General features: G+C 71.1%; 25 protein-coding genes and 1 riboswitch. Of the genes, 14 read left to right on the top strand and 11 right to left on the bottom strand.

Annotated elements, in window-relative coordinates:
• Positions 1 to 27: 27 nt before the first annotated feature.
• Positions 28 to 198 carry a hypothetical protein gene (locus ACWD2L_RS33465; RefSeq protein WP_351337921.1) on the top strand — a complete coding sequence of 57 codons (171 nt, stop codon included), beginning with the start codon at positions 28 to 30 and terminating at the stop codon, positions 196 to 198.
• A gap of 93 nt (positions 199 to 291) precedes the next feature.
• Here the strand turns inward: ACWD2L_RS33465 and ACWD2L_RS33460 are convergent, their stop codons facing one another.
• The 3 genes from ACWD2L_RS33460 to ACWD2L_RS33450 form a co-directional block, all read right to left on the bottom strand.
• A complete protein-coding gene (locus ACWD2L_RS33460) occupies positions 292 to 1,230 on the bottom strand; it encodes a 3-oxoacyl-ACP reductase (protein ID WP_351337922.1) in 939 nt (312 codons plus the stop codon).
• 257 nt (positions 1,231 to 1,487) lie between these two features.
• A complete protein-coding gene (locus ACWD2L_RS33455; RefSeq protein WP_351337925.1) occupies positions 1,488 to 2,564 on the bottom strand; it encodes a Zn-dependent alcohol dehydrogenase in 1,077 nt (358 codons plus the stop codon).
• Positions 2,565 to 2,605: 41 nt separating this feature from the next.
• On the bottom strand, positions 2,606 to 3,460 hold the full coding sequence (locus ACWD2L_RS33450) for a MaoC/PaaZ C-terminal domain-containing protein (protein WP_351337928.1): 855 nt from the start codon (positions 3,458 to 3,460) through the stop codon (positions 2,606 to 2,608).
• 279 nt (positions 3,461 to 3,739) lie between these two features.
• Between ACWD2L_RS33450 and ACWD2L_RS33445 the strand changes: the two genes are divergently transcribed.
• The 4 genes from ACWD2L_RS33445 to ACWD2L_RS33430 are packed head-to-tail and all read left to right on the top strand — an operon-like array spanning position 3,740 to position 7,336.
• Positions 3,740 to 4,642: an ABC transporter ATP-binding protein gene (locus ACWD2L_RS33445; RefSeq protein WP_351337990.1), complete on the top strand. Its 903-nt coding sequence runs from the start codon at positions 3,740 to 3,742 to the stop codon at positions 4,640 to 4,642.
• Position 4,643: 1 nt separating this feature from the next.
• Positions 4,644 to 5,360: an ABC transporter permease gene (locus tag ACWD2L_RS33440; RefSeq protein ID WP_351337931.1), complete on the top strand. Its 717-nt coding sequence runs from the start codon at positions 4,644 to 4,646 to the stop codon at positions 5,358 to 5,360.
• Between the two features lie 22 nt (positions 5,361 to 5,382).
• Positions 5,383 to 6,657: a sensor histidine kinase gene (locus tag ACWD2L_RS33435; RefSeq protein ID WP_351337933.1), complete on the top strand. Its 1,275-nt coding sequence runs from the start codon at positions 5,383 to 5,385 to the stop codon at positions 6,655 to 6,657.
• Between the two features lie 46 nt (positions 6,658 to 6,703).
• Positions 6,704 to 7,336: a response regulator transcription factor gene (locus tag ACWD2L_RS33430; protein WP_351337993.1), complete on the top strand. Its 633-nt coding sequence runs from the start codon at positions 6,704 to 6,706 to the stop codon at positions 7,334 to 7,336.
• Positions 7,337 to 7,419: 83 nt separating this feature from the next.
• Here ACWD2L_RS33430 and ACWD2L_RS33425 read toward each other — a convergent pair whose 3' ends face one another.
• From ACWD2L_RS33425 to ACWD2L_RS33410, 4 genes are all read right to left on the bottom strand, one after another.
• A complete protein-coding gene (locus tag ACWD2L_RS33425) occupies positions 7,420 to 8,871 on the bottom strand; it encodes an MFS transporter (protein ID WP_351337935.1) in 1,452 nt (483 codons plus the stop codon).
• Between the two features lie 107 nt (positions 8,872 to 8,978).
• Entirely contained in the window at positions 8,979 to 10,193 is a 1,215-nt protein-coding gene (locus tag ACWD2L_RS33420; protein WP_351337938.1) for a lipid-transfer protein, read from the bottom strand.
• Positions 10,194 to 10,245: 52 nt separating this feature from the next.
• On the bottom strand, positions 10,246 to 12,003 hold the full coding sequence (locus ACWD2L_RS33415; protein WP_351337940.1) for an acyl-CoA dehydrogenase family protein: 1,758 nt from the start codon (positions 12,001 to 12,003) through the stop codon (positions 10,246 to 10,248).
• A gap of 157 nt (positions 12,004 to 12,160) precedes the next feature.
• Complete coding sequence (locus ACWD2L_RS33410) at positions 12,161 to 13,063, bottom strand: LysR substrate-binding domain-containing protein (RefSeq protein ID WP_351337943.1); 903 nt, start codon at positions 13,061 to 13,063, stop codon at positions 12,161 to 12,163.
• Between the two features lie 79 nt (positions 13,064 to 13,142).
• A riboswitch (guanidine-III (ykkC-III) riboswitch) is annotated at positions 13,143 to 13,208 on the top strand.
• Positions 13,209 to 13,222: 14 nt separating this feature from the next.
• Between ACWD2L_RS33410 and ACWD2L_RS33405 the strand changes: the two genes are divergently transcribed.
• Positions 13,223 to 13,537 (top strand): DMT family transporter, encoded by a 315-nt coding sequence (locus ACWD2L_RS33405; RefSeq protein WP_351337946.1) that lies wholly within the window; start codon positions 13,223 to 13,225, stop codon positions 13,535 to 13,537.
• Between the two features lie 2 nt (positions 13,538 to 13,539).
• Complete coding sequence (locus ACWD2L_RS33400; protein ID WP_351337949.1) at positions 13,540 to 13,944, top strand: DMT family transporter; 405 nt, start codon at positions 13,540 to 13,542, stop codon at positions 13,942 to 13,944.
• Here the strand turns inward: ACWD2L_RS33400 and ACWD2L_RS33395 are convergent.
• Positions 13,901 to 16,081: an acyl-CoA dehydrogenase gene (locus tag ACWD2L_RS33395; protein ID WP_351337952.1), complete on the bottom strand. Its 2,181-nt coding sequence runs from the start codon at positions 16,079 to 16,081 to the stop codon at positions 13,901 to 13,903. The genes ACWD2L_RS33400 and ACWD2L_RS33395 overlap by 44 nt on opposite strands.
• A gap of 310 nt (positions 16,082 to 16,391) precedes the next feature.
• On the opposite strand from ACWD2L_RS33395, the gene ACWD2L_RS33390 reads away from it, so the two are divergent.
• A complete protein-coding gene (locus ACWD2L_RS33390; RefSeq protein ID WP_351337954.1) occupies positions 16,392 to 18,125 on the top strand; it encodes an MFS transporter in 1,734 nt (577 codons plus the stop codon).
• Between the two features lie 41 nt (positions 18,126 to 18,166).
• Here ACWD2L_RS33390 and ACWD2L_RS33385 read toward each other — a convergent pair whose 3' ends face one another.
• The gene (locus ACWD2L_RS33385) at positions 18,167 to 18,607 is read right to left on the bottom strand and encodes an ATP-binding protein (RefSeq protein ID WP_351337957.1); all 441 of its coding nucleotides are present in this window, start codon (positions 18,605 to 18,607) and stop codon (positions 18,167 to 18,169) included.
• Between the two features lie 85 nt (positions 18,608 to 18,692).
• Here ACWD2L_RS33385 and ACWD2L_RS33380 point away from each other — a divergent pair, with 85 nt between their 5' ends.
• Genes ACWD2L_RS33380 through ACWD2L_RS33370 form a run of 3 tightly spaced genes read left to right on the top strand, consistent with a single transcriptional unit; the run spans position 18,693 to position 20,322 of the window.
• Positions 18,693 to 19,544, top strand: coding sequence for a helix-turn-helix domain-containing protein (locus ACWD2L_RS33380; RefSeq protein WP_351337960.1), 852 nt, complete (start codon positions 18,693 to 18,695; stop codon positions 19,542 to 19,544).
• The gene (locus ACWD2L_RS33375; RefSeq protein ID WP_351337961.1) at positions 19,504 to 19,776 is read left to right on the top strand and encodes a DUF397 domain-containing protein; all 273 of its coding nucleotides are present in this window, start codon (positions 19,504 to 19,506) and stop codon (positions 19,774 to 19,776) included. The genes ACWD2L_RS33380 and ACWD2L_RS33375 overlap by 41 nt, the downstream gene beginning before the upstream one ends.
• A 48-nt stretch (positions 19,777 to 19,824) precedes the next feature.
• Complete coding sequence (locus ACWD2L_RS33370) at positions 19,825 to 20,322, top strand: GNAT family N-acetyltransferase (protein ID WP_351337964.1); 498 nt, start codon at positions 19,825 to 19,827, stop codon at positions 20,320 to 20,322.
• 6 nt (positions 20,323 to 20,328) lie between these two features.
• Here the strand turns inward: ACWD2L_RS33370 and pepE are convergent, their stop codons facing one another.
• On the bottom strand, positions 20,329 to 21,054 hold the full coding sequence (gene pepE, locus ACWD2L_RS33365) for a dipeptidase PepE (protein WP_351337966.1): 726 nt from the start codon (positions 21,052 to 21,054) through the stop codon (positions 20,329 to 20,331).
• A 46-nt stretch (positions 21,055 to 21,100) separates the two neighbouring features.
• The gene (locus tag ACWD2L_RS33360) at positions 21,101 to 21,922 is read right to left on the bottom strand and encodes an IclR family transcriptional regulator (protein WP_351337969.1); all 822 of its coding nucleotides are present in this window, start codon (positions 21,920 to 21,922) and stop codon (positions 21,101 to 21,103) included.
• A 130-nt stretch (positions 21,923 to 22,052) separates the two neighbouring features.
• Between ACWD2L_RS33360 and ACWD2L_RS33355 the strand changes: the two genes are divergently transcribed.
• The 3 genes from ACWD2L_RS33355 to ACWD2L_RS33345 are packed head-to-tail and all read left to right on the top strand — an operon-like array spanning position 22,053 to position 25,688.
• Positions 22,053 to 23,006 (top strand): DUF1177 domain-containing protein, encoded by a 954-nt coding sequence (locus ACWD2L_RS33355; RefSeq protein ID WP_351337972.1) that lies wholly within the window; start codon positions 22,053 to 22,055, stop codon positions 23,004 to 23,006.
• A gap of 4 nt (positions 23,007 to 23,010) precedes the next feature.
• Complete coding sequence (locus ACWD2L_RS33350; protein WP_351337975.1) at positions 23,011 to 24,372, top strand: cytosine permease; 1,362 nt, start codon at positions 23,011 to 23,013, stop codon at positions 24,370 to 24,372.
• Positions 24,369 to 25,688, top strand: a complete 1,320-nt coding sequence (locus tag ACWD2L_RS33345; protein ID WP_351337978.1) for a M20/M25/M40 family metallo-hydrolase — start codon at positions 24,369 to 24,371, stop codon at positions 25,686 to 25,688. Before ACWD2L_RS33350 ends, ACWD2L_RS33345 begins: the two co-directional genes overlap by 4 nt.
• Positions 25,689 to 25,732 lie beyond the last annotated feature (44 nt).

The raw sequence follows: 25,732 nt of genomic DNA, 5'->3' as shown, positions 1-25,732 counted from the left end.
GTACGTGTTTACGGGGTGAATGTTCCGATGGTGGAAGGCAACGGCACGAATGTCGAGTTCGACGCGGAGGCGACGCGCCACGCGCGGGTCGGTTCGGGTCGGCACCGCGGCGAGGTGTCCTCGCCGCCCATGGCGGGCGGCGACCAGGAGTCGAGGCCGCGCGGGCGGCACCGTGGGGCGCGCGCCGACGAGGCGTAACGCTCGACACTCGATGTGAGGAAACGTATCTCTGAGGGGCCCGGCAGAAGCCGGGCCCCTCAGTCGTGTCGTGTCGATGGCGGTCGGCCGGGCTCAGCCGTGCTTGAGGCCGAGCACCTCCGCCGCCGCGAACGTCTCGTTCGGGGGCCGGTCCTTGTAGTGCGGGGTGAGCAGCGCGTCGAGCTCGTCGAACGTGAACGCGCCCTTGGCCGTGTCGAACTTCGCCTGCACCCTCGGCCGGTCGACGACCGCGACCATGCCGCCGTGCACCACCAGCAGTTGGCCGTTGATGTTCCCTGCGGCGGGCGCGGCGAGGTAGCCGACGAGCGGGGCGACGTGTTCGGGCGCGAGCGGGTCGAGCCCGTCCTCCGGCTCGGCGAACCCGGCGAAGACGTCCTCCGTCATACGGGTGCGGGCCCTCGGGCAGATGACGTTCGCGGTGACGCCGTACTTGGCGAGGGCGAGCGCGGTGGAGGTGGTGAGCCCCACGATGCCGCCCTTGGCTGCGGCGTAGTTGGGCTGGCCGGCCGAGCCCGCGAGGAAGGCCTCGGACGAGGTGTTGATGATGCGCCCGTAGACCGGGGCGCCTGCCGCCTTCGAGGCCTCGCGCCAGTGGCGGGCCGCGAAGTGGCTGGTGTTGTAGTGGCCCTTGAGGTGGACGTGGATGACCGAGTCCCACTCCTCCTCGGTCATCGAGAAGATCATGCGGTCGCGGAGGATGCCGGCGTTGTTGACGAGGATGTCGAGTTGGCCGTACGTGTCGATGGCCAACTGGACGAGTTCGCGGGCCTGTTGGTGGTCGGCGACGTCGCCGGTGTGGGCGGTGGCGGTTCCGCCCGTGGCCTCGATCTCCGCGACGACCTGTTCCGCGGGGCCGGTCGTGGCCTCGCCGGAGCCGTCGCGGCCGGGTTGGCCGAAGTCGTTGACGACGACGTTTGCGCCCAGGCGGGCGAGTTCGAGGGCTTCGGCGCGGCCGAGGCCGCGGCCGGCGCCGGTGACGATGGCCGTGCGGCCGGTGAGCGGCGTGGACATACGGTTCTGCTTCCTCTCGGGGGTGTTTGCGCCGCGACGGCGTTGCGGACACGGGGCTCCGCCCCGGACCCCGCTGCTCAATCGCCGCAGGGGCTTGATTTACCCACTCGCCGCTCATGGGCTGAAAAGATCTGCTCAATCGCCGCAGGGGCTTGATCTATCAAGCCCCGCCGGCGATTGAGGCGATCTTTTAAGCCCCGCCGGCGTTTGAGGCGCGGGGTCCGGGGCGGAGCCCCGCGCCCGCAACGCCGGTGCGGCTACAGCTCGATACAGGTCCGCAGGGCGACACCCGTGCGCATTTGGTCGAGGGCCTCGTTGATCTCCGACAGTGGGACCCGGTGCGTGATCAGGGACTCCAGGTCGATGCGTCCCGCCCGCCACAGGGCGATCGCCCGCTCGTAGGACCGCAGGACGTCACCGCCCCCGTACATCGACGGCAGGATCTTCTTCTCGTCGAAGAACAGCTCGAACATGTTGAGCTGAAGAAAGTCGTCCATGGCCCCGGCGCCGACCACGCAGAGCGTGCCGCCGCGGCGCGTCGTCTCGTACGCCGTGCGGGCGGTGGCGGACTTGCCGACGACCTCGAAGACGTAGTCGAAGCCCTCGCCCGCCGTGATGTTCTGCTTGGCGTCGGCCAGTTCGTCCGGTGAGATCGCCTGCGTCGCACCGAACTTGAGGGCCGATTCGCGCCGCGATTCCACCGGGTCCACGGCGACGATCTGCGCCGCGCCCTTGAGCCGCGCGCCCTGGATCGCGGAGATGCCGACGCCGCCGCAGCCGATGACGGCGACGGACGAACCCGCCTGTACGTCCGCCGTGTTGATCGCGGCGCCGAGCCCGGTGGTGACGCCGCAGCCGATGAGCGCCGCGATGTCGAAGGGCACGTCGTCGGGGATCGGTACGGCGCAGGCCGCGTTGACCACGACCTCCTCGGTGAAGGTGCCGGTCCCGGCGAAACCGAAGACGTCCCCGCCGGGGCGCTTGAAGTTGGGGGTGCCCGCGTTCATGAATCCGGCGAGACAGAGCTCGGTCTGGCCGCGCTTGCAGGCGGGGCAGGTGCCACAGGCGGGCAGCCAGCACATCAGGACTCGTTGACCGGGCGTCAGGTTCGTTACTCCGTCGCCGACTTCGACGATCTCGCCCGCGCCCTCGTGGCCGGGGATGAACGGGGCCGGCTGCGGCAGCACCCCGTTCATCGCGGAGACGTCGGAGTGGCACAGGCCGGTGGCGCGCAGCCGGACCCGCACCTTGCCCGGCCCGAAGCCGACCGCCTCGACGTCGTCCAGTACCTCGAGTTTGTCCTGGCCTATCTCGTGCAGTACGGCTGCTCGCATGGCGTGCGGCTCCTTCGCGATCGATCTGCCTGCTGGTTGCGTCAGTTGTGGTCGACGAGTGTGTCCGCGAGCACCGGAGCGTCCTCGCGCTCCACCGCGGTGACCGTCACCTGCACCCTCCCCGGCTGCTCCCACATACGGATGCGCAGCGTCTCGCCGGGGAAGACGATCCCGGCGAAGCGGGTGCTGTAGCGGGTGATGCGGGAGACGTCGCCGCCGAGGGCCGTGTCCGCGACCGCCTTCAGGGTCATGCCGTAGCTGCACAGGCCGTGCAGGATCGGCTTGTCGAAGCCGGCCAGCTTGGCGAACTCCGGGTCGGCGTGCAGCGGGTTCCAGTCGCCGGAGAGCCGGTAGAGGAGGGCCTGGTCCTCACGGATGGTCCGTTCGACGGTGCGGTCGGGTTCGCGGGAGGGGACTTCCAGGCGCTCGGAAGGGCCGCGGTCGCCGCCGAATCCGCCCTCTCCGCGTACGAAGATCTGGGAGTCGGCCGTCCACAACGGGCCGTCCGCGTCGGCGACTTCGCTGCGCAGCACGAGCACGGCCGCCTTGGTCTTGTCGTACACGGCGGCGACGCGTGAGGTGGTGGTCGCCTTTCCCTTGACCGGGATGGGGCGGTGCAGCTCGATGGTCTGGCCGCCGTGCAGCACGTGCGCGAGGTTCACGTCGATGCCGGGCGCGGACAGGCCGCCGACGACACCCATGCCCGCGCCCGCGACGGTCGCGAAGCTGGGCAGGACGTGCAGTTTCGACTCGAGCGTGTAGCGCAGCTCGTCGGGGTCGGTGGCGGGGCGGCCCGCGCCGAGACCCAGGTGGTAGAGCTGAATATCCTTGTGGTCCCAGGTGATCTCGGCGGACCTGGGCTCTGCGGCTACGGCCTTCGCGGCGTCGATGGGCATGCGCTGGCGCTCCTAGGGCTGGTCGAAGACCTCGGTGCGACCGTCCGCACCGTCGGCCGCACCGAGGTCGTCACGGGCCGGGTAGAACCTGTTCCAATTCACCCGGCGACCCATGTATAGCCAAGAGCGCATGTCTTGGGAAGGGCCGCGCCGCACCTTTCTGACGGAACGTCAGAAAGTGTGGGCCGTGAACGACAGTGACATTTGTACCGGCGAGGTACGGACAATCGCATCTGCCGCCGCTCGCCCCGGATCCGTAGCGTCATCGCCATGAAGACGATGAAGGCGGCGGCAGTGTCCTTCGCGGGGGCCGTCAAGACGTTCGGTGACATACGGGCCGTGGCCGGGCTCGACCTGGAGATCGCGGCAGGCGAGACCGTGGCACTGCTCGGCCGCAACGGCGCCGGGAAGTCCACCTCCCTCGCCCTGCTGCTCGGCCTGGACGAGCCCGACGAGGGGCACGTGGAGCTGTTCGGCACGGCGCCGCAGGACGCGGTCCGGGCCGGGCGGGTGGGCGCGATGCTGCAGGAGGGGCGGGCCGTGCCCCGGGTCACGGTCGCCGAGCTGGTCGGGTTCGTGGCCGGGCGGTACCCGGAGCCCATGGACACGGCGGAGGCGCTGCGGCTCGCCGGGATCGAGGAGCTCGCCGGGCGCCGGGTCGACAAGCTGTCGGGCGGGCAGACGCAGCGGGTGCGGTTCGCCGTGGCGCTCGCGGGCAACCCGGCGCTGCTCGTGCTCGACGAACCGACCGCGGCCCTCGACGTCGAGGCGCGGCACGCGTTCTGGACCTCGATGCGGGCGTACGCGCGGCGCGGCCACACGGTGCTGTTCTCCACGCACTACCTGGAGGAGGCCGATGCCAACGCCGACCGGATCGTGGTGATCGACCGGGGCCGGGTCGTCGCCGACGGCAGCGGCGACGAGCTGCGCAGGGCGGGCGGCGGTAGCCTCGTCTCCTTCGACCTGGCGGGGCGCGGCACGGAAGGGCTCTCACTGCTGCCGGGCGTCGTGTCCGTGGAGGTCCGCGGCGACCGGGCCCGGCTGCGTACCGAGGACTCGGACGCGACCGTCATGGCGCTCGCCGGCCTGGACGCCGTACGCAATCTGGAGGTCGCCCCGGCCTCCCTCGACGACGCCTTCATGGCGCTGACCGCGGACCCCCGCGACCTGGAGCGTGTGTGAGATGCGGGACTATCTGCTGCTTGAAGTGCGGCGCACACTGCGCGACGGCCGGTTCGTGATCGGCACGGTCGCGATGCCGGTGATGATGTACCTCTTGTTCACCAACATCGGCTCTGACGCCGGAAGTTGGAAGACCGCGTCGATGATCGGGATGGCTGCCTACGGTGCGGTGGGCGCGGCCATGAACACGGCGGCCGGAGTCGCCGAGGACCGGGCGATCGGCTGGCTGCGGCAGCTGCGGGTCACGCCGATGACCCCGCGCCAGGGGGTCGTCGGACGGGCCCTGACCGGCGCGGTGACGGTCCTCCCCGCCATCACGGCGGTGCTGCTCGCGGGAGCCCTGGTCAACGGGGTGCGGCTCGACGCCTGGAAGTGGCCGGTCATCGCGCTGCTGCTGTGGCTGGGCTCGCTGCCGTTCACGATGCTCGGGCTCGGCAACGGCTACCGGCTGACCTCGCAGGCCATGGGCGGCATGAACATGCTCTGCTACCTCGGGCTCGCGGTGCTCGGCGGGCTGTGGTTCCCGGTGGCACTGTTCCCCGGCTGGTTGCAGACGGTCTCCTCGTACACGCCGACCAATCGCTTCGCGCAGCTCGGCACGGCGGTCGCCGACGGACACGCGCCGTCGCTCGCGGCTCTCGCGGTGCTGTCCGCCTGGCTGCTCGCCTTCGGTTCGTACGCTGTGGTCTCGTACCGCAAGGCCGCGCGCACCATCTGACCTTCAAAGACGGAGACCGGACATGTCCTGGTGGAGCAACGTCAACTGTCAGTTCCGCGAGCTGCGTGCGGCGCAGGCCGAGTGGAAGGCCGAGAACGAGCGGGTAAAGGCGGAGCGGCGGGCGCGCGGCGAGCACGGCAGGCTGCCCGAGGAACTGGGCCCGCCACCCACCGGGTTCGCGCTGCTGCCGTGGCTGCTCATGGGCATGGGCGCGCTGTCGAACATCTTCCAGGGCAAGGACACCAACCCCTGGCTCGGCGGACTCGGCCTCCTCACCTTCAACTCCCTCTACATCTATGTGGTGTTCAGGGCATTTCGCAAGGAGACCCGCAACGCGACGTCGACGCGGGTCGTGCTGGCCGTGATGACGCTGCTGACCTGTGCGCTCGTCGGTGGTTTCGGCGGCAGCTGGATCGCGTTCTTCCCGCTGCTCGGGCTCGCGGCAGGTGCGGTCCTGCGCGGCCCGCACCTCGGCAGGGCCGGGCTCGGTCTGAGCGCGCTCGCGGGCGTCGTCTCCGGGCTGAAGGAGGGCTGGGACGCGGTGGGGGCCGTGTACGGCACGTTCCTGTCGATGATGGTGACTGCGGCGATCCTCTCGCTGTCCGAGGCCGTACGTGAACTGCGCTCCGCCCGCGAGGAGTTGGCGCGCCGGGCGGTCGAGGAGGAACGGCTCCGCTTCTCCCGGGACCTGCACGACCTGCTCGGGCACACGCTCTCGGTGATCGTCGTGAAGTCGGAGGCGGCCCGCCGGGTCGCGCCGCGCAGTATGGAAGCGGCGCTGGAGCAGATCACCGACATCGAGGCGGTCGGCCGGCAGGCACTCACCGAGATCCGGGAGGCGGTGAGTGGCTACCGCGAGGGCAGTCTCGCCACGGAGCTGGACCGGGCGCGGTCCGCGCTCACGGCCGCCGCCATCGAACCCGTCGTCCGCCAGTCGGGCCCGCCCGTGTCCGCGCAGACGGAGGCGCTGCTCGGCTGGGTGGTGCGGGAGGCGGTGACGAACACGGTGCGCCACAGCTCGGCCACCACCTGCACGATCAGCGTCGAGGGGGCGGCGGAGCGGGTACTGCTGCGGGTCACGGACGACGGGGTGGGCGCGGCCGCCGCGCCGCCCGTCACCGGCGTGGGCGGCACCGGGCTGAAGGGACTCACCGAACGGCTCGCCACCGCGGGCGGCTCCCTGACGGCGCAGCCCCTCGCACGCGGCGGCTTCGAGGTACGGGCCCAGCTCCCCGTCGCGGACCTGGAGCCGGCGGCGGCCGCCCCGACGGACGCCGGTCTCGCCCGGCACGGATAAGGCGCCACGGGCGGGTCCGCGCCGTACGCTCACCCCTGTGACGGAGATGCCGCAGGACCAACGCCCGGCCAAGAGCATCCGCGTGCTCCTCGCGGAGGACCAGGGGATGATGCGGGGCGCGCTCGCGCTGCTGCTCGGTCTCGAGCCGGACCTGGAGGTCGTCGCCCAGATCGCGGCCGGCGACACCATCGTCGACACGGCGCTCACGTGCCGGCCCGATGTGGCGCTGCTCGACATCGAACTGCCCGGCCGCAGCGGGCTCGACGCCGCGGCGGAGCTGCGCGAGCAGGTGCCGGACTGCCGGGTGCTGATCCTCACCACGTTCGGGCGGCCCGGGTATCTGCGGCGCGCGATGGAGGCAGGGGCGGCGGGGTTCCTCGTCAAGGACGGGCCGGTCGAGGAGCTTGCCGAGTCGATCCGCAAGGTGCTGCGGGGGGAGACGGTGGTCGACCCGGCGCTTGCCGCTGCCGCGTTGTCGGCGGGGCCGAGTCCGCTCACCGTGCGTGAGGCGGATGCCCTGCGGGCGGCTGCGGACGGGGTGACCGTCGCGGATATCGCCGCGCGGCTGCATCTGTCGGAGTCGACCGTGCGGAATTACCTGTCGGCGGCTATTGGGAAGGCGGGGGTGCGGAATCGGGCGGAGGCGCTGCGGGTCGCCTCCGAGCGTGGGTGGCTGTGAGGGGGGTGCGGTTGCGGGGCTCCGCCCCGGACCCCGCTGCTCAATCGCCGCAGGGGCTTAATAGTGGGGCTCAATCGGCATGATCAGCTTGATTTTGCAGGCCGCATGCCCACCAGCAGCACCACCGCCGCCACCACCAGGATTCCCGACCCCACCGCGAATGATCCCGCGTAGCCGCGGGTCAGTGCGGCAGGGGCCACCGAACCCGCGGAGCGGGACGTCGCCACTGTGGAGAGGATGGCCAGGCCCAGGGAACCGCCCAGGGTGCGGGACGTGTTGACGAGGCCGGAGACCAGGCCCGCGTGGCCCGGCGCGGCGCCCGATGTCGCCAGTGAGGCCAGCGGGGTCATCGCGCATCCTGCGCCCGCCATCATCACGATTCCGGGCAGCATGATCGTGGTGACGTACGCGCCGTCCGCGCTCATCGTCGACTGCCACAGGAATCCGGCCGCAGTCACGAGCACGCCCACCACCGCCACGTTCCGCGCCCCGTAGCGGGGCATCAGGCGCGGTGCGAACTTCGAGCCCAACACCACCGCCAGCGAGCTCGGCACCAGCGCGAGGCCCGCCTCGATCGGCGTGTAGCCGAGCACGTTCTGCGCGTACAGCGTCATGAAGAACCACATGGCGAACGAGCCCATGCCGCACACGAACATCGCCGCGTTCGCGACCGCCACCGAGCGCACCTTGAACAGACCGAGAGGCATCAGCGGGAGCCGGGTGCACGCCTCCACCAGCAAGAACGCGACGATCAGCAGGAGCGCGATGCCCAGCGGCACCAGCGTCGCCGCGTCGCCCCAGCCCCGCTCCTCCGTCTGCACGATGCCGTACGCGAGGACCGCCGTGCCCGCCGTCACGAGGACCGCGCCGGGCAGGTCGAGCCGGCGTTCGCCGCCCGCGCGGGACTCCTTGATCCAGCGGGCCGCCGCCGCGAGGACGACCGCGCCCAGCGGAACGTTGATGAGCAGCACCCAGCGCCAGTTCAGGCCCTCCGTGAGGACGCCGCCGACGAGTCCGCCGGCCGCGCCGCCGCCCGCGCCGACCGCCGTCCACGTCGCGATGGCCCGCGCCCTTGCGGCCCCTTCCGGGACGGCGGAGGTGAGGATCGTCAGGGTGGACGGTGCGAGGACCGCCGCTCCGAGGCCCTGCACGGCGCGCGCCGCGAGCAGCTGCCAGCCCTCCTGCGCGAGCCCGCCGGCGAGCGAGGCCAGCGTGAACAGGCCGAGCCCGACCAGGAACATCCGCTTGCGGCCGAAGAGGTCGCCGGCCCGGCCACCGAGGAGCATGAAGCCCGCGAACGCGATCGAGTAGGCGTTCACCACCCACTGCAGCCCGCTCGCGCTGAGCCCGAGGTCGGTGCGCATCGACGGCAGCGCCACGTTCACCACGGACACGTCGAGGACGACGAGGAACTGTCCGGCGCAGGCCACAGCCACCACCAGCCAGGCGGGCGGGGCGGCGGCCGCACGGCCACGGGAACGTATCGCGTCGTCGGAGGCCGCTTCGGGAGCGGCGTCGGGGGGAGTCTGGGCCATGCGTGTCATGGTCTCAGTCGCCCGGCACCCCGTACATCCGGATTTCGCCGCACCCAGGGTAGGCCCCCGGACCTAGGGCCTGGGGCCTGGGGCCTGGGGCCTGGGGGTCACCCGCGTCGCAGCATCGTCACCACCGCCGCGCCGCCGAGGCCGATGTTGTGGGCGAGGCCGACCCGGGCGTCCGGGACCTGGCGCGGCCCCGCCTCGCCCCTCAACTGCCAGGTCAGCTCGGCGGCTTGGGCGATGCCGGTGGCGCCCAGCGGGTGGCCCTTGGAGATGAGGCCGCCGGAGGGATTCACCACCCACTTACCGCCGTACGTCGTCGCGCCCGACTCGACGAGCTTGCCGGACTCGCCCTCGGCGCACATGCCGAGCGCCTCGTACGTGAGGAGTTCGTTGATGGAGAAGCAGTCGTGCAGTTCGACGACGTCCACGTCCTCGATGCCGACCCCGGAGGCCTCGAAGACCTGCCGCCCGGCCTCCCGCGACATCGGCTGACCGACCACGTCGATGCACGATCCGGACGCGAAGGACTCGTCGGTGTCCGTGGTCATCGACTGGGCCGCGATCTCGATCGCCTTGTCGCCGAGGCCTCGTTCCTCGACGAAGCGTTCGGAGACGACGACCGCCGCTGCCGCGCCGTCCGAGGTGGGCGAGCACTGGAGCTTCGTCAGCGGCGTGTGAATGGTCTTGGCGGCGAGGATCTCGTCGACCGTGTACGCGTCCTGGAACTGGGCGTACGGGTTGTTCACCGAGTGCCGGTGGTTCTTGGCGCCCACCGCCGCCAACTGGGCCTCCGTCGTGCCGTACCGCTCCATGTGCTCGCGGGCGGCGTCGCCGAAGATCTGGGCGGTGGGCGGGCTCATCTCGAAGCCGTGGCGGGCCGCCATGATCCCGTAGTGGCGGGCGACGGGGGATGTCTTGCCGAATCCATCAGCGGCTCCGCCGCGGGCCCCTCCGTCGGCCCCTCCCCCGAGCGCGCCGCGCTGCATCTTCTCGAAGCCGAGCGCGAGCACGCAGTCGCTGATCCCGCCCTCGACGAACTGGCGGGCCATCATCAGCGCGGTCGAACCCGTCGCGCAGTTGTTGTTGACGTTGTAGACCGGTATGCCGGTCAACCCCAGTTCGTACGCGGCGCGTTGGCCCGCCGTCGACGCCTGGAAACAGTAGCCGACGGGGGTCTGCTGGACGTCCGCGTAGGAGATCCCGGCGTCGTCGAGGGCCGTGGTGCCAGCCTCCTTCACCATGTCCCAGTACTGCCAGTCCTTGGTCTCGGGCTTCTCGAACCTGGTCATGCCGACGCCGACGATGTACGACTTCATGGCTGCGCACCCCTCCTGCCGCTACCCACTGCCTGTATTAGCTGACGGTTCGTCAGATAGTGGCAGGGCGAGCCGTCCGACGGAAGGGCCCAGAGGCCCGGATCTCGGCGAGCGGGACCTGGCCGCCGTCGGCCAGCGCGGCGAAGTGGTCCAGGGCGGTGCGGGGCGGCGCGTCCGGATCGTCGGCGAGCGCCGTGTACGTACGCGCGACGAGCAGCGCGCGGCCGTCACCGCTCGTACGGGCCTCGTGCTCGGCCTGCTCGTACAGGAGCGCCTCCATGACGGCGCGGGTGAGCTCGTCGGCGTAGCGGCCGATGCGCATCTCCTGTTCGTCCGCCGGGAGTTCAAGGAGTGCGTCGCCCTTCTCCCGGAGGAGCTCCCATCGGTCGTCGAGCAAGGTGTGTGCTCGGAAAAATGTCGCACTGACAGGTGTCAGTGCGACATTTTTCCGAGCAGGCACCCCTTCCGGCGCCACATGCGGGCTCCCGTACGTGTCGGCGAGGGTGTGGTGGGCGTTCTGGCGGCGCATGCAGCGCAGCACGTCGAGGGCGATGACGTTCGATGAGCCCTCCCAGATGGAGCCGAGGTGGGCGTCGCGGACGAGCCGCGGGTTGACCCAGTCCTCGATGTAGCCGTTGCCGCCGCGGATCTCCATGGCCTCGCCGGTGACGGTGCGGGCGCGCTTGCACAGGGTGTGCTTGGCGAGGGGGGTGAGGACGCGGACGAGCGCGCGGGCGCCGGGATCCCCTTCGTCGGCGGCGGTCAGCCGGGCCGCGGCCTCGATGACCAGGTGCAGCGCGGCCTCCGTGTCGAGGATCATCGGGAGCAGCGTGGCCCGCATCAGCGGCTGGTCGAAGAGGGACTTGCCGAAGACGTGGCGCTCGCGGGTGTGGTCGACGGACTCGCGGACGGCGCGGCGCATCAGGGCCGTGGCACGCATGGCGTTGGAGAGGCGGGAGACGTTGAGCATCTCGGCCATCTGCCGGAATCCGTGGGTGAGTTGGCCGACGGGGGTCGCGTACGCCGCTTCCAGGGTGACCTCGCCGCTGGCGATGGAGCGAGACCCCAGCTTGTCCTTGAGGCGGTCGATGCGCAGGGCGTTGCGGCTGCCGTCGGGGCGCAGTCGCGGCACGAGGAACATGCCGAGGCCGCGCGTGCCTTCGCCCTGGCCCGGAACGCGGGCGAGGGTGAGGACGACATCGGCGGACGGGTTCGAGGCGAACCACTTCTTGCCGGTGAGGGTCCAGTGGCCGCCCCGGTCGGTGGCAACGGTCTCCGTCAGGCCGACGTCCGTTCCGCCCTGCTTCTCCGTCATGAACATCGCGCCGGTGGACCGGAGTTCGGGGTCGGTGGAGGAGAGGGCCGCGATCTCGTCGGCGTACCGCTCGGGGTCGAAGAGGCGCAGGATGCGGGCGGCGGAGTCGGTCATGGACAGCGGGCAGGCCATGCCGAACTCGGACTGTACGTAGAGGTAGGACAGGGCGTACTTGACGGTGTGCGGGACCTTGGTGGGCCAGCCGAGAACGCCGGGCCTGTGGGACATCGCGGCGAGGCCGAAGCGTTCGTAGGCGATGGCCGCCGCTGCGTCGTGGGCGGGATGGAAGGTGACCTCGTCGATCCGGGTGCCGTCGGGGGCGTACTGGACGAGCTTCGGCGGATTGGCGTCGGCGAGCGCGGCGTGGCGGTCGAGTTCGCCCCCCGCCAGTTCGCCGAGTTCGGCGAGGAGGGGTTCGACGCGGGCGCGGTCCTCGGCGGACAGGACACGGTCGAGGAGGGGACGCAGGGCGGGGTCACGGTCGGCATGGTTCATGGGGCCCCCAGGTCAGGGTGGACGATCCGGCCCCGCCGACGTTTGAGGCGCGGGCCCGGGGCAGAGCCCCGTCGCGATACGCGGATCACTCTGCCCCTGCGCATTAGGTACTGTCCAAGACCAATTCCGGGGCGAACTGAGCGGCGATCGCGCGCAATCAGCTCCCTGGCTCCGGCGTCGGCAGCACGTCCCGCGCCACCCGCAGCACCGCCTGCAACGCCGCCGAAGGGTTGCCGCTGCGCCAGCCGAGCGCGATCGGCAGGACCGGCGCCTCTCCCCCGGCCAGCGGCCTGAACACCACATGTTCCAGGTGGATGTCGCGCGCCGACTCGACGACGACCGCGACGCCGACGCCCGCGCCGACGAGCGCCAGCATGGTGTACGCGTCCGGGGCCTCCTGCGCGATCCGGGGCGCGAACCCGGCGTCGTGGCACGCCTGCGTCATGGCGTCCCGCACCGCGGACTCGCGGGAGAGCGGGAAGGTGACGACGGGTTCGTCGGCGAGCGCGCGCACGGGGATCTCGGCGTGGTCCGCGAGCGGGTGGCTGTCGGGCAGGGCGAGGACGAGGCGCTCCATGCGGACGACGCGGGCGGTGATGCCGCGCCGCACCGGCAGTGCCACGAAGCCGATGTCGAGGGTGCCGTCGGTGATCCGGCGCAGCGCCTCGCCGCTGTAGGTCTGCCCCTCCAGCACCAGCTCGATGCCGGGCAGTCGGGAGGTGACGGCGCGGGTGAGCAGGGGCAGCGCCGCGTAGCTGCTGGCCCCGGCGAAGCCGACCGATACCCGGCCGACCTCGCCCAGGTGCGCGGCCCGCACCGTCCGGTGCACGGCGGCGGCGTCCGCGAGCAGTTTCCGGGCCGGCTCGACGAGCGCCTGCCCCGCGGAAGTGAGGCGGACGGTGCGGGTGGTGCGGTCGAAGAGCTTCACGCCCAGATCGCGTTCGAGCAGCTTGATCTGCTGGCTGAGCGGCGACTGGGCGATGTGCAGGCGCTCGGCGGCGCGGCCGAAGTGCAGCTCCTCGGCGACGGCCACGAATCCGGTGAGGTGTTTCAGCTCCACGGGGCGACCCTACGGGCCGGGCGCTCGCAGCCCCCTTTACCTGGCGTTTGCCCCTTCGCACGAAGCTTGCTATACAGAAATCAAGCCCTCATCAAGGGCTCGCGGACGAGGGAGCAGTACCCGCTGAGCGACAAGACTGCCTTGGAAGGTGAGTCCGTCGTGCCGTGGGTTGTTCTGATTCTCTCCGGGGTCCTCGAGGCGGTGTGGGCCTCCGCGCTGGGCGCGTCCCACGGCCTGAAGCGCCCCGTCCCCACCGTGATCTTCATCGTCGCCCTGACCGGCTCCATGGCAGGCCTGGCCCATGCCATGCACGAGCTGCCGACCGGCACCTCGTACGCCGTGTGGGTCGGCATCGGCGCCGTACTGACCGCCCTGTACGCGATCGTGCGCGGCCAGGAGAAGGCGACACCCGCGAAGAGCCTGCTGCTGGTCGGCCTGATCGGCTGCGTCGTGGGCCTGAAGGCGGTGAGCTGACCATGGCATGGGGAATCCTCGTCCTCAGCGGCGTCTTCGAGGCCGTCTGGGCCACCGCGCTCGGGCACTCCAAGAACTTCTCCGAAACCGGCCCGACGATCATCTTCGTCGTCGGACTGATCATCTCGATGTCCGGCCTCGCCTACGCGATGAAGAAGATCCCGATCAGCGTCGCCTACGCGGTGTGGATCGGCATCGGGGCCGCACTGACCGTGACCTACGCGATGGTGACGGGCGACGAGGCGGCCAAGCCGCTGAAGGTCGTCTTCCTCGCCGGGATCATCCTCTGCGTGGTCGGCCTGAAGTTCGTGAAGACCGTTCCGGGCAAGAACGCCCACCCGGAGCTGTCATCGGCCGACGACGTCAGTCACGGGGCAGACCAAGAATCCGCTCCGCCACGACGTTGAGCTGCACCTGAGTCGTCCCGCCCGCGATCGTCAGGCAGCGGGACAGCAGAAAGCCGTGGAGGGCCCGCTCTCCTGGGCCCTCGCGCAACGCGCCTGCCGGGCCCAGGAGTTCGAGGGCGAGTTCCGCGACCTTCTGCTGGTGCGGGGTCTGCACCAGCTTCCTGACCGAGGCGCCCGCTCCCGGTTCCGCGCCCGCGACCTGGAGCATGGTCGTACGCAGGCCGATACAGCCGAGCGCGTGCGCCTCCGCGGCGAGCGCGCCGATCCTCGCCCGGTACGCGCCGTCCAGGTCACCGGACCGCGCGAGCAGCGCCTCCAGACCCGTGTCGAACGTCAACTGGTCGGCCATGTGCACCCGTTCATTGCCGAGCGTGTGCCGGGCGACCCGCCAGCCGTCGTCGACCTCACCGACCACGGCGTCCGCCGGCAGCACGACGTCATCGAAGTACACCTCGTTGAAGAGGGAGTCCCCGGTGATCTCGCGCAACGGCCGGATGTCGATGCCGTCGGTGTTCTTCATGTCGAGGACGAAGTAGGTGAGGCCCTTGTGCTTGGGCGCGTCCGGGTCGGTCCGGGCGAGCAGGATGCCGTGGTCCGCCCACTGCGCGGCGCTCGTCCACACCTTCTGCCCGTTGATCCGCCACCGCCCGTCGGGCATCCGCTCCGCCCGCGTACGCAGCGAGGCGAGGTCGGATCCGGCCCCCGGCTCCGAGAACAGCTGGCACCACAGCGTCTCGCCGCGCAGGGTCGCCGGGAGATGGCGGTCGCGCTGCTCCTGGGTGCCGTAGGAGATGAGGGAGGGCACGACCCACGTGGCGATGCCGAGGTCGCTGAGCTTCACCCCGGCCGCCTTCAACTCCTGCTGCACGGCGAGCTGTTGGACGGGCCCGGCGCCGAGCCCGTACGGGGGCGGAAGGTGCGGCGCCGCGTAGCCGGTGGGTGCGAGGGCACGGCGTGCGGCCTTCGGGTCGAGTCCTCGCGCCCCCTCGATGACGCTTCGGGCCGCGTCCCGGTGCGCGTCCGCCTCGGCGGGCAGCTCGAATCGCAGCTCGCGACGCACGCCGGATTCGGCGAGCCGTACGGCGCGCAGCCGGTGCGCGTCCCCCGCGCCGAGCAGTTGGCGGGCGACGACGGCTCGGCGCAGATAGAGGTGGGCGTCGTGCTCCCAGGTGAAACCGATGCCGCCGAGGACCTGGATGCAGTCCTTGGCGCAGGTGTACGCGGCGTCGAGCGCGGTTCCCGCGGCGAGCGCGGCGACGAGCCCGCGCACATCGCCGGGGCTGTCGTCCTCCAGGGCCCGCGCGGCGTCCCACGTGAGCGCGGCGGCCTGTTCCACCCGCACCAGCATGTCGGCGCACAGGTGCTTGACGCCCTGGAACTGCCCGATGGGCCGCCCGAACTGCTCGCGCACCTTGGCGTGTTCAGCCGCGGCGTGCAGCGCCCAGGCCGCGGTGCCGCAGGCGTCGGCGGCGAGCAGTACGCAGGCGAGGTCGCGTACGACGGTGGCGCCGAGGCTCGTCAGGATCCGGTCGGTGGGGACGGCCACTCCGCTCGCCGTGACCTCCGCGGTGGGCCGGGTGGGGTCCCCGCTCTCGTGCGCGCGGACGGTGAGCCCGGGGCTCTCGGCGTCGACGGCGAACCACACCACGCCCTCGGCGCTCTCCGCCGCGAGTACCAGCAGATCGGCGTCGGCGCCGGTGAGGACGGGCGGCGCTGCCCCGTCGAGCACGAGTCCGTCGGGGCCCGCGACGGCGCTGAGCCCGCCGGGCCCGAACGCGACCGCGCCGATCCGCTCCCCTTCGGCGAGGGCACGGGTGAGCTCGCGCCGTCCGGCCCTGCGCAGCACTTCGGCGGCGAGCACGCTGCCGGCGAACGGCCCGGGCAGCGCCGCGCGCCCCGCCTCTTCCACGACCACCGCGAGATCGAGGAGGGTCCCGCCCCCGCCGCCGTACGACTCGGGGAGGTGCACCCCGAGGAGGCCCTGCCCGGCGAGACCGTCCCAGTGGGAGGGGCGGTGGCCGGGGGCGGCCGGGGCGTCGAGCAGCTTGCGCACCTCGTCGGGCGGTACGGCGCGCGCGATCCAACCGCGCACGGCGTCCGCGAGTTCCCGCTGTTCCTGCGTGATGGCGATGCCCATGCGGCGCACGGTAGAACACGTTCCAGTAGACCGGAAGACCAAATCTGACACTGGGTCAGGAACTTCGGAGACGACCGTTCACCGAGCGGTGACGTAATGAAGAGGTAAAGGATCCCGCTCGTACGACGAACGTCGGAATAGTCGCCCCAGCCAACCGGTTCGACATACACACAACCTGCCGCAAGACCGCCCGCACACCACCGCATACCGACCGCACAGCGCGCGCCCCGACCCCGGCGGCGCGCGTTCGCCGTCCCAAGAGTCACGTCTCAGTACGTGGACCGAGACCGCCTTCCGGAGGCCTTCCTTCATGTCCCAGCCGACGACTCAAGCCCGCCCTTCAGGCGGCGTCGTCCCCGTCCTCGCCTTCGCCGGCATCACCGTGGCGGTCATGCAGACGCTGCTCGTGCCGGTGATCAAGGACCTGCCCGAGCTGCTGAACACCGCCCCCTCCAACGCGACCTGGGTCATGACCTCGACCCTTCTCGCGGGCGCCGTCGCGACCCCCATCATGGGCCGCCTCGGTGACCTGGCCGGCAAGCGCCGGATGCTGCTCACCAGCCTCGCCATCATGGTGCTCGGCTCCCTGGTCTGCGGCTTCACGGACAACCTGCTCGTCATGATCGTGGGCCGCGCGCTGCAGGGCTTCGCCATGGGCGCCATTCCGCTCGGCATCGGCCTGATGCGCGACATGCTGCCGCGCGAGAAGCTCGGCTCGGCGATGGCCCTGATGTCCTCGTCCATCGGCGTCGGCGGCGGACTCGCCCTCCCGGTGGCGGCGCTCGTCGCCCAGCACGCCGACTGGCACGCGCTGTTCTTCGGCGCGGCGGGTCTCGGCGTCGTCGCGATCGCCCTCACCCTCTTCTTCGTCCCGGAGAGCCCGCTGCGCGCGCAGGGCTCCTTCGACATCGTGGGCGCCTTCGGCCTCACCCTCGGCCTGATCCTCTTCCTCCTGCCCATCACCAAGGGCAGCGACTGGGGCTGGAGTTCGGGCACGACGCTCGGCCTGTTCGCCGCCGCGCTCGTCGTCCTCCTCGCCTGGGGCGCGATGGAACTGCGCCTGAAGGCCCCGCTGGTCGACCTGCGCACGACGGCCCGCCGTGAGGTCCTGCTCACGAACCTCGCCTCGATCATGGTCGGCGTCGCCTTCTACGCGATCTCGCTCGTCCTCCCCCAGCTGCTCCAGCTGCCGTCCGCCACGGGCTACGGCCTCGGCCAGTCGATGGTCGTCGCGGGCCTGTGCGTCGCGCCGCTCGGCCTGACGATGATGCTGATGGCGCCCCTCTACGCCCGGCTGTCCGCCCAGTTCGGCCCGAAGGTCACCCTGCTGCTCGGCCTGCTGATCATCGCGATCGGCTACGGCGCGGGCCTCGGCCTGATGAGCGCCGCCTGGCAGACCATCATCATCTCGGTCCTGATCGGCGCGGGCATCGGCCTCGCCTACTCCTCGCTGCCGGCCCTGATCATCGGCGCGGTGGACGCGTCCGAGACGGGTGCGGCCACCGGCCTCAACACCCTGATGCGCTCCATCGGTACGTCGGTGTCCTCCGCGGTCATCGGCATGGTCCTGGCCAACACGGCGAACCAGGTGCACGGCGCCGCCGTCCCGACGATGCACGGCTTCCGCGTCTCCTTCCTCATCGCCACGGCCGCGGTCGCGGTCGGCGTGCTGCTCGCGTTCGGCCTGCCGGGCCGCAAGAAGCCCACGGTCCAGCTCCGCGCCAGCAGCGAGGAGGACACGGTCCTGGAACGCGTGGAGGAGGCCCTCGCCGCCCGGTTCCACGGCCGCGTCCTCGACCCGGCGGGCCTTCCCGTGCCCCGCGCCAAGGTCACCCTGATCGACCGCCGCGGCCGCCAGGCGGGCTCGGCCCTCACGGACACGGAGGGCGGCTACGCCCTCGACGTCCCGGCGGGCGGCTCCTACGTCCTCGCGACCACCGCCTCCGGCCACGCCCCGCGCGCCTCGGCCGCCACCCACCACGGCGAGAACCGTCCGGTGCGGGTGGACCTGGCGCTGGAGGCGCTGGCGGAGTCGGTGCGGTAGGCGGGGCGCCGGGCCGACGGGCAGCTTCGGCGGAGGGCGCGTCACGCGGGTGCGTGGCGCGCCCTCTTCGCGTGGCACTCGAACCAGACGGTCTTCCCGCCCCGGGGCGCCCGGTGCGGCACCACGCCCCACCGGTCGACCACGGCCGCCACGATGGCAAGACCCCGGCCCGACTCGGCGCATTCACGGCGGTCCCGCGGTTCGGGCAGCACGGGGTGGGCGTCTGCCACCTCGACCCGCACCCCGGCGTCCGCCCGCATCATCCGCACGGTGCAGCTCCGTCCCGGCACATGGCGGACGACGTTGGCGATCAGCTCGGTCAGCGCGAGTTCGGCGTCGTCGGCGAGCTCCCCCAGCTCCCACACCTCGAGGTGGATCCGCAGGATGCGGCGCAGGTGCCGGGCGCTGTGCTCACCCACGGTGAGGCCGAAACCGTAGAACTCGGCAAGTCCCGCGTCCGGGGCGTCAGTTGCGTGATTCATGTCACCAGCGTGGGACGGTTCGATTACTCTCGGCTACGTCGTGATCGAAACGCCGCGAGGCGTTGCACGTCTGGGGTGACCGCCCGTGCCGAACATCCGCCGTGACCTCGACCCCGGCGCCTCGCCGCTCGACTACTACGGGTTCGAACTGCGTCGCCGAAGAGAGGACGCGGGCCTGAAGCTGGGCCAGTTGGGCGACTGCGTCTTCTGTACGGGGTCGTTGATCGGCCAGATCGAGTGCGCCAAGAAGGTGCCGACGCGTGACTTCAGCGAGCGGGTGGACGCGGCGCTGGGCACGGACGGCTTCTTCTCGGGCCTGGTGGGCCTGGTCCTGCGAAGCCAACTTCCGACCTGGTTTCAGGCGTACGCCGAGATGGAGGCGCGGGCCACGTACATCTCCACGTTCCAGTGCCAGCTGGTGTATGGGCTGTTGCAGACGGAGGAGTACGCGCGGGCCGTCTTGGCCACGGGGCGGCCCGCCAAGCTTGACGAGTTGCTCGCGGCGCGAATGGAGCGCCAGCGCATCCTGCGGCGCGAGCAGCCGCCGCTGGGCCTGGTGATCCTCGACGAGGCGGTGCTGCACCGCCCGGTGGGCGGCAGGGCGGCGATGCGAAAACAACTGCACCATCTGTTGGACGTCCAGCGTGAACGGTTGGCGCAGCTCCAGGTGTTGCCGTTCCGGGTTGGCGAACACGCAAGCCTGGCGGGATCGTTCACGTTGCTCCGATTCGACGAGGACCCCGACCTCGTCTACACCGAGGATTTCGTGCAGGGGCACATGACCGCCAACCCGGAAACCATTCGGGAAGCGACCCTTCGTTACGCTAGCTTGCAGGCCACCGCCCTCTCCGTGGAGGAATCGGCGGCACTGATCAAGCTCGTACTGGAGGACCGTTATGGGCAGCACCCGGGACCTGGCCAACGCCCAGTGGCGTAAGTCCAGTTACAGCGGCAACACGGGGGGCGAGTGCATCGAGTGCGCCCCTCTGGACGGCGCCGTCTGGCGCAAGTCCAGCTACAGCGGCACCACTGGCGACTGCCTGGAGTGCGCCACCGGCACCGGAACCGTCGCCATCCGCGACTCCAAGGACCCGGACCTCAACCACCTCCGGATCACGCCAAGCGCATTCCGCGCCTTCGTGGCGGGCGTCGTCGGCGGACGGGTCTAGCGGAAACTCGGGGGACACGCCGGAGGCACCCCGCTAATCTCACCGCCCATGAGCTGGCTGCCGCACGACTTCGTCCACCCCACCCACACACCCGTTCCCGGAACCGCCCTCCACCTGCGGCCGATCCGGGAAGCGGACGCCGCGATCGACTACCCCGCCGTGATGGGCTCGCGCGAGCGCCTGTGGGAGATCTTCGGCCCGGCGTGGGGCTGGCCCGCGGAGACCATGACGTACGAGGCGGACCGCGTCGACCTGCTGCGGCACGAGAAGGAGATCGCGGCCCACCAGTCGTTCAACTACGCCCTGCTGAACGCGGAGGAGACCGCACTCCTCGGCTGCGTCTACATCGACCCGCCCGAGCGCACCGGCGCCGACGGGGAGATCTCGTGGTGGGTGGTCGACGACCTCGCCGGGGGCGCCGAGGAGCGGGCGCTCGACGCGTTCGTGCCGGAGTGGATCGCCGCCGAGTGGCCGTTCCGCCAGCCGCGCCTCATCGGCCGCGACATCAGCTGGCAGGAGTGGCTGAAGCTGCCGGAAGTCCCGTAGGAGCCGTCAGCACCCCACGTCGAACCGCGCCTCCACACCCAGAAGTTCGGACACGTCGGAGCCCGCCGCCAGCTCCTGCGGCTCCGCACCCCGCCGGAACAGCCGCGCCTGGTGCGCGCCCGCCACCGACGCCCGGTCCCCGGAAACCCGCAGCCACGAGCCCTCCCGCAGGCCGAGCACCGGCACGTCGTTCTCCTCCAGGAACTCGGTGAGGCGCTGCTCGCGGGTCTCGCCCTTGTGGGTGGAGGACGGGTCCGGGTCCAGGTAGTGCGGGTTGATCTGGAACGGGACCAGGCCCAGCGTCTCGAAGGACGGCGGCTGCACGATCGGCATGTCGTTGGTCGTACGGAGGGTGGGCGCGGCCATGTTGGTGCCGGCGCTGGCGCCCATGTACGGCAGGCCCGCACGGACCGCCCCCGTCACGGCCTCCCGCAGGCCCGTGCGGTACAGCGCGCTCAGCAGCCGGAACGAGTTGCCGCCGCCGATGAACACCGCGTCCCCCGCGGCGAGTTGGGCGAGCGGATCGCCGCCCTCGTGCACGCCCCGCACCTCGATCCCCGCCCCCTCCAGCGCACCGCGCACCTTCGCCGTGTACGCGTCGTGGTCGGCGAGCGCGTACGGCACGAACGCGAGGCGGGCCCGCGCCGGCAGGAAGCCGGTGACGGTGTCCAGCGCGTGCTCCAGGTAACCCTGGCCGTGCTGGGTGGAGTTGGAGAGCAGCAGAAGGTTCACGACGGGGTCGCTCCGATCAACGTAATCAACAGGCTGTGCACAAAGGTCAGTTGGTGGCCGCGCGGGTGCGGCGCGCGGGCTGCGGCGGGTGCGTCAGGCGCCGCTCCAGGAGGTGGGCGGCCTTGCGCAGGGCGTCGAGACGGTCGCCGGGACCGTCGGGGAAGCGCTCCTTCGCGGCGCCGAGACTGAGGCTCCCGTAGGGCTCGCGACCGAGGAAGACGGGCACGGCGACCGTACCGATCCCGGCGTCGTACTCGCCGACCGTCCACGCGTACCCCTGGGCGCGGACCGCGAGGAACTCGCGCTCCAGCTCGTCCGCGTCGGTCACCGTGCGCTCGGTGAAGCGGGCCATGGGGCGGCCGCGGAACAGCCGGTGGCGCTGCTCGTCGGGCAGGAACGCGTAGTACGACTTGCTCGTCGCGCCCGCGTGCGCCGGGTACAGCTCGCCCACCAACGGGTAGTAGCGCAGGGGCCCTTCCTCGCCCTCGACCGCCGCGACGCAGCGCATGTGGAAGCTGTCGGGCAGACAGAACAGGACCGTGTCACCGGTCGCCGCCCGCAACTCCTCCAGGACCGGACCCGCCAGCAGCTCAAGGGATCCCGAGCGCTCCCACAGCCTGCCCAGCCTGAGTACGGCGGGCCCGATCCGATAGCGCCGGGTCACAGGGTCCGAGACGAGGAAGCCGCGCCCGGCCAGGGTCGAGAGCAGCCGCTGCGCGACCGACGTGTCCCAGCCGAACTCGGTGGCGACCTCCGTCACTCCCCAGTCCGGCCGCGTCCGCTCGAACGCGAGCAGCACGAGGAGGGCCCGGTCGACGGTCTGTAGCGCGCCGGCCGGGGTCTTCCGGTCGAGCGGGATCTCCGGCACGCCATCTCACCATCCAGACCTGTATTGCAAATAACGGGAAATGCTTGCCGACAACGCTATCCGATCCCGAATCTGCTGTCAGTACCGGTGTAAATCGCGACCGGGCACGGAGCAGCGAGAGGGACCCCGCATGTTGAAGTACGTCCTCGATGTCGTCGATCTGCTGGACGACCCCGACGCCGACGGCAAGCGCGCCGTCGCGTATCTCGACTCTGTCGCGGGCCCGGAGGGCTCCGGAGCCGAGGTGACCACGGTCGACGGCGAGCGCGGGTCCACCGACTTCGTGCTCGCCCGGATCCCCGGCGCGAAGGGCCGCAGCCGCGGCGGCAGCGCCCGCACGCTCGGCGTCGTCGGCCGCCTCGGCGGGGTCGGCGCCCGGCCCGAGATGACCGGGCTCGTCTCCGACGCGGACGGCGCCGCCGCCGCGCTCGCCACGGCCGCCAAGCTCCTCGACATGCGCCGACGCGGCGACGTGCTCGACGGTGACGTGGTCGTCGCCACGCACATCTGCCCGGACGCCCCGACCGCGCCGCACGACCCGGTGCCGTTCATGGATTCGCCGGTCGACATCGCGACGATGAACCGGCACGAGGTGACGGACGACATGGAGGCCGTGCTCTCCATCGACACCACCAAGGGCAACCGCATCATCAACCACAAGGGCCTCGCCCTGTCCCCCACCGTCAAGGAGGGGTGGGTGCTGCGGGTCAGCGAGGAGCTGGGCGAGCTGCTCGCCGTCGTCACCGGTGAGCCGTTGGTCACGTACCCCGTGACCACGCAGGACATCACGCCGTACGGTAACGGGGCACATCACATCAATTCGATCCTTCAGCCGGCCACGGCGACCGCCGCCCCGGTCGTCGGCCTCGCGGTCACCTCGGCCTCGGCGGTCCCCGGCTGCCAGACCGGCGCCAGCCACGAGACCGACATCGCGGCCGCCGCCCGGTTCGCCGTCGAGACCGCGAAGGCCTTCGGCGGCGGTCGCCTCGACTTCCACGACGCCGAGGAGTTCGACGCCCTCGTGAGCCGCTACGGCTCGCTCGCCCACCTGCAGACCCTCGGCAACGCACCTACGGAGTCGTGACGCCATGGCCACCACCACGAAGAGCGTGGGCAGCGACGACTACGCGCTGTCCAGAGTTCCGAAGGACAAGCGGCTCGGCTTCTGGACGATGCTGCTCCAGTGGCTCGCCCAGTCCGGCTCCATCTCGCAGTTCACCCTGGGCGCCACCATCGGCGTCGGCATGACCTTCGGCGACGCCTTCCTCGCCTTCACGCTCGGCGCGGTCATCCTCGAAGTCGTGATCTTCCTGATCGGCATGGCAGGCATGCGCGAGGGTCTCGCGACGCCGCTGCTGACCCGCTGGGCCGGCTTCGGCCGCAACGGCTCCGCCCTCGTCAGCTTCATCATCGCGATCAGCCTCGTCGGCTGGTTCGGCGTCCAGAACACGATCTTCGGCGACAGCGTCTCGTCGCTCGTCGGCGGCCCGTCGTGGCTGTGGTGCATCGTCGCGGGTCTGGCCATCACGGTCCTGGTGATGTTCGGCTTCCGCTACATGGCGATCTTCGCGAAGATCGTCACGCCCCTCTTCTTCGCGATGGTCGCCTGGTCCGTCATCGACGCGCTCTCCGACCACTCCATCGCAGACCTGCTCAGCTCCCCGCCGCCCGGCCAGGCCATCCCGCTCTCGGTCGCCGCGACCGCCATCGCGGGCGGCTACATGACCGGCGCGATCGTCGCGCCCGAGATGACCCGCTACAACAAGAAGGGCAGCCACGTCTTCCTGCAGACGGCGTCCTCGATGATCCTCTCCGAGTACATCGTGGGCCTGACGGGCGTGCTCCTCGGCCACATGGTCAGGAGCGACCAGGTCTCGCAGATCGTGCTCTCCACGTCCGGCGTCTTCGGCGTCCTCGTCGTCCTGATGTCGACCGCGAAGATCAACGACTGGAACCTGTACGGCTCCTCGCTCGGCGTCGTCAACTTCTTCCAGGTCGTCTTCAAGAAGCGCCTGCACCGCGGCGCCGTCACCATCGGCCTCGGCATCGCGGGCACCGCCCTCTCCGCGGTCGGCATCATGACCCACTTCACGGAGTTCCTCTCCGTGCTCGGCGTGGCCATCCCGCCCATCGGAGGCATCGTGGTCGCCGAGTACTGGGTGGTCCGCAAGATGCGCAAGCCACTCGACGAGACGCGCGAGGCGGGCACCCTGCCCACCACGTCCCCGACCTGGGTCCCCCTGTCCCTCGTGATCTGGGCCGCCGCCTTCTGCGTCGGCAAGTTCTACGACGGCGGCATCCCGGCCCTGAACTCCCTGGCCACCGCGTTCGTCCTCTACACCGTCCTCGGGCTGCTCGGCTGGATCAGGACGTACGGCACCACGACCCTGACCGACGACGAGGACACGCTCCCCGCCCAGGCCAACCACACCCCCGTAGGAGCGGCATGACCACCCCAGCCACCCTCGCCTCCGAGGACGCACAGCGCGAAGTCGTCGAACTCTGCGCCGAGTTGATCCGCTTCGACACCTCCAACCCGACGAGCGACGAACAGGCCTGCGCCCGCTGGGTCGAGGACAAGCTGGCCGAGGTCGGCATCAAGTCCGAGTTCGTGGAGAGCGCGCCGGGCCGGGCGAGCGTCATCGCCCGCATCGAGGGCACGGACCGCACCCGGGGCGCCCTCCTCGTCCACGGCCACCTGGACGTGGTCCCGGCGGACGCGACCGAATGGCAGGTGCCTCCCTTCTCCGGCGAGATCCGCGACGGCTACCTGTGGGGCCGCGGCGCGATCGACATGAAGGACACGGTGGCCGTCATGCTGGCCACCGCCCGCCACTTCGCACGTACGGGCACCAAGCCGTCCCGCGACCTGGTCCTCGCGTTCCTCGCGGACGAGGAGGCGGGCGGCAAGTTCGGCGCGCACTGGCTGGTCGAGCACCGCCCGGACCTCTTCGAGGGCGTGACGGAGGCGATCGGCGAGGGCGGCGGATTCAGCTACGCCCTCGACGACACCCGCCGCCTCTACCCGATCGAGAACGCCCAGCGCGGCATGGCCTGGATGGAACTGACGGCGAACGGGCGGGCGGGCCACGGCTCCTCCCCCAACGACGAGAACGCGGTGACGGACCTCGCCGAGTCCCTCACCCGCATCGGCCGCCACACGTTCCCCATCCGCCTGATCGAGCCGGTCCGCGCCCTGCTCGCCGAGGCCGCCGCCCTCCAGGGCGTGGAGCTCGACTTCGAGGCCGAGGACCTGGACGCGGAGCTGGCCAAGCTCGGCCACGTCGCGGACTTCATGCAGGTGGTGCTCCGCAACTCGGCGAACCCCACCATGTTCACGGCCGGCTACCAGACCAACGTCATCCCCGGAAAGGCGACGGCCCGCGTCGACGGCCGCTTCCTGCCCGGCCACGAGCAGGAGCTGATCGACGCCATCGACGAGCTGCTCCTGCCGTCCGTCTCCCGCGAGTGGGTCAACCACGACATCGCGATGGAGACGACCTTCGACGGCCCACTGGTGGACGCCATGTGCGCCGCCGTACGCGCCGAGGACCCGGACGGCCACCCGGTCCCCTACTGCAACCCGGGCGGCACCGACGCGAAGGCCTTCACCCACCTCGGCATCCGCTGCTTCGGCTTCAAGGGCCTGAAGCTGCCCGCCGACCTGGACTACGGCCGCCTGTTCCACGGCGTGGACGAGCGGGTCCCGCTGGAGGGGCTGCGGTTCGGGGTGCGGGTGATGACGCGGCTCTGGCAGGGCTGCTGACGGCTCCCGCGGGGGACGGCCAGGGGACTGTGACGCGTAACTAC

The sequence above is a fragment of the Streptomyces sp. NPDC002754 genome (genome assembly GCF_053592315.1).
This window is presented reverse-complemented; position numbering and strand designations above follow the sequence as displayed.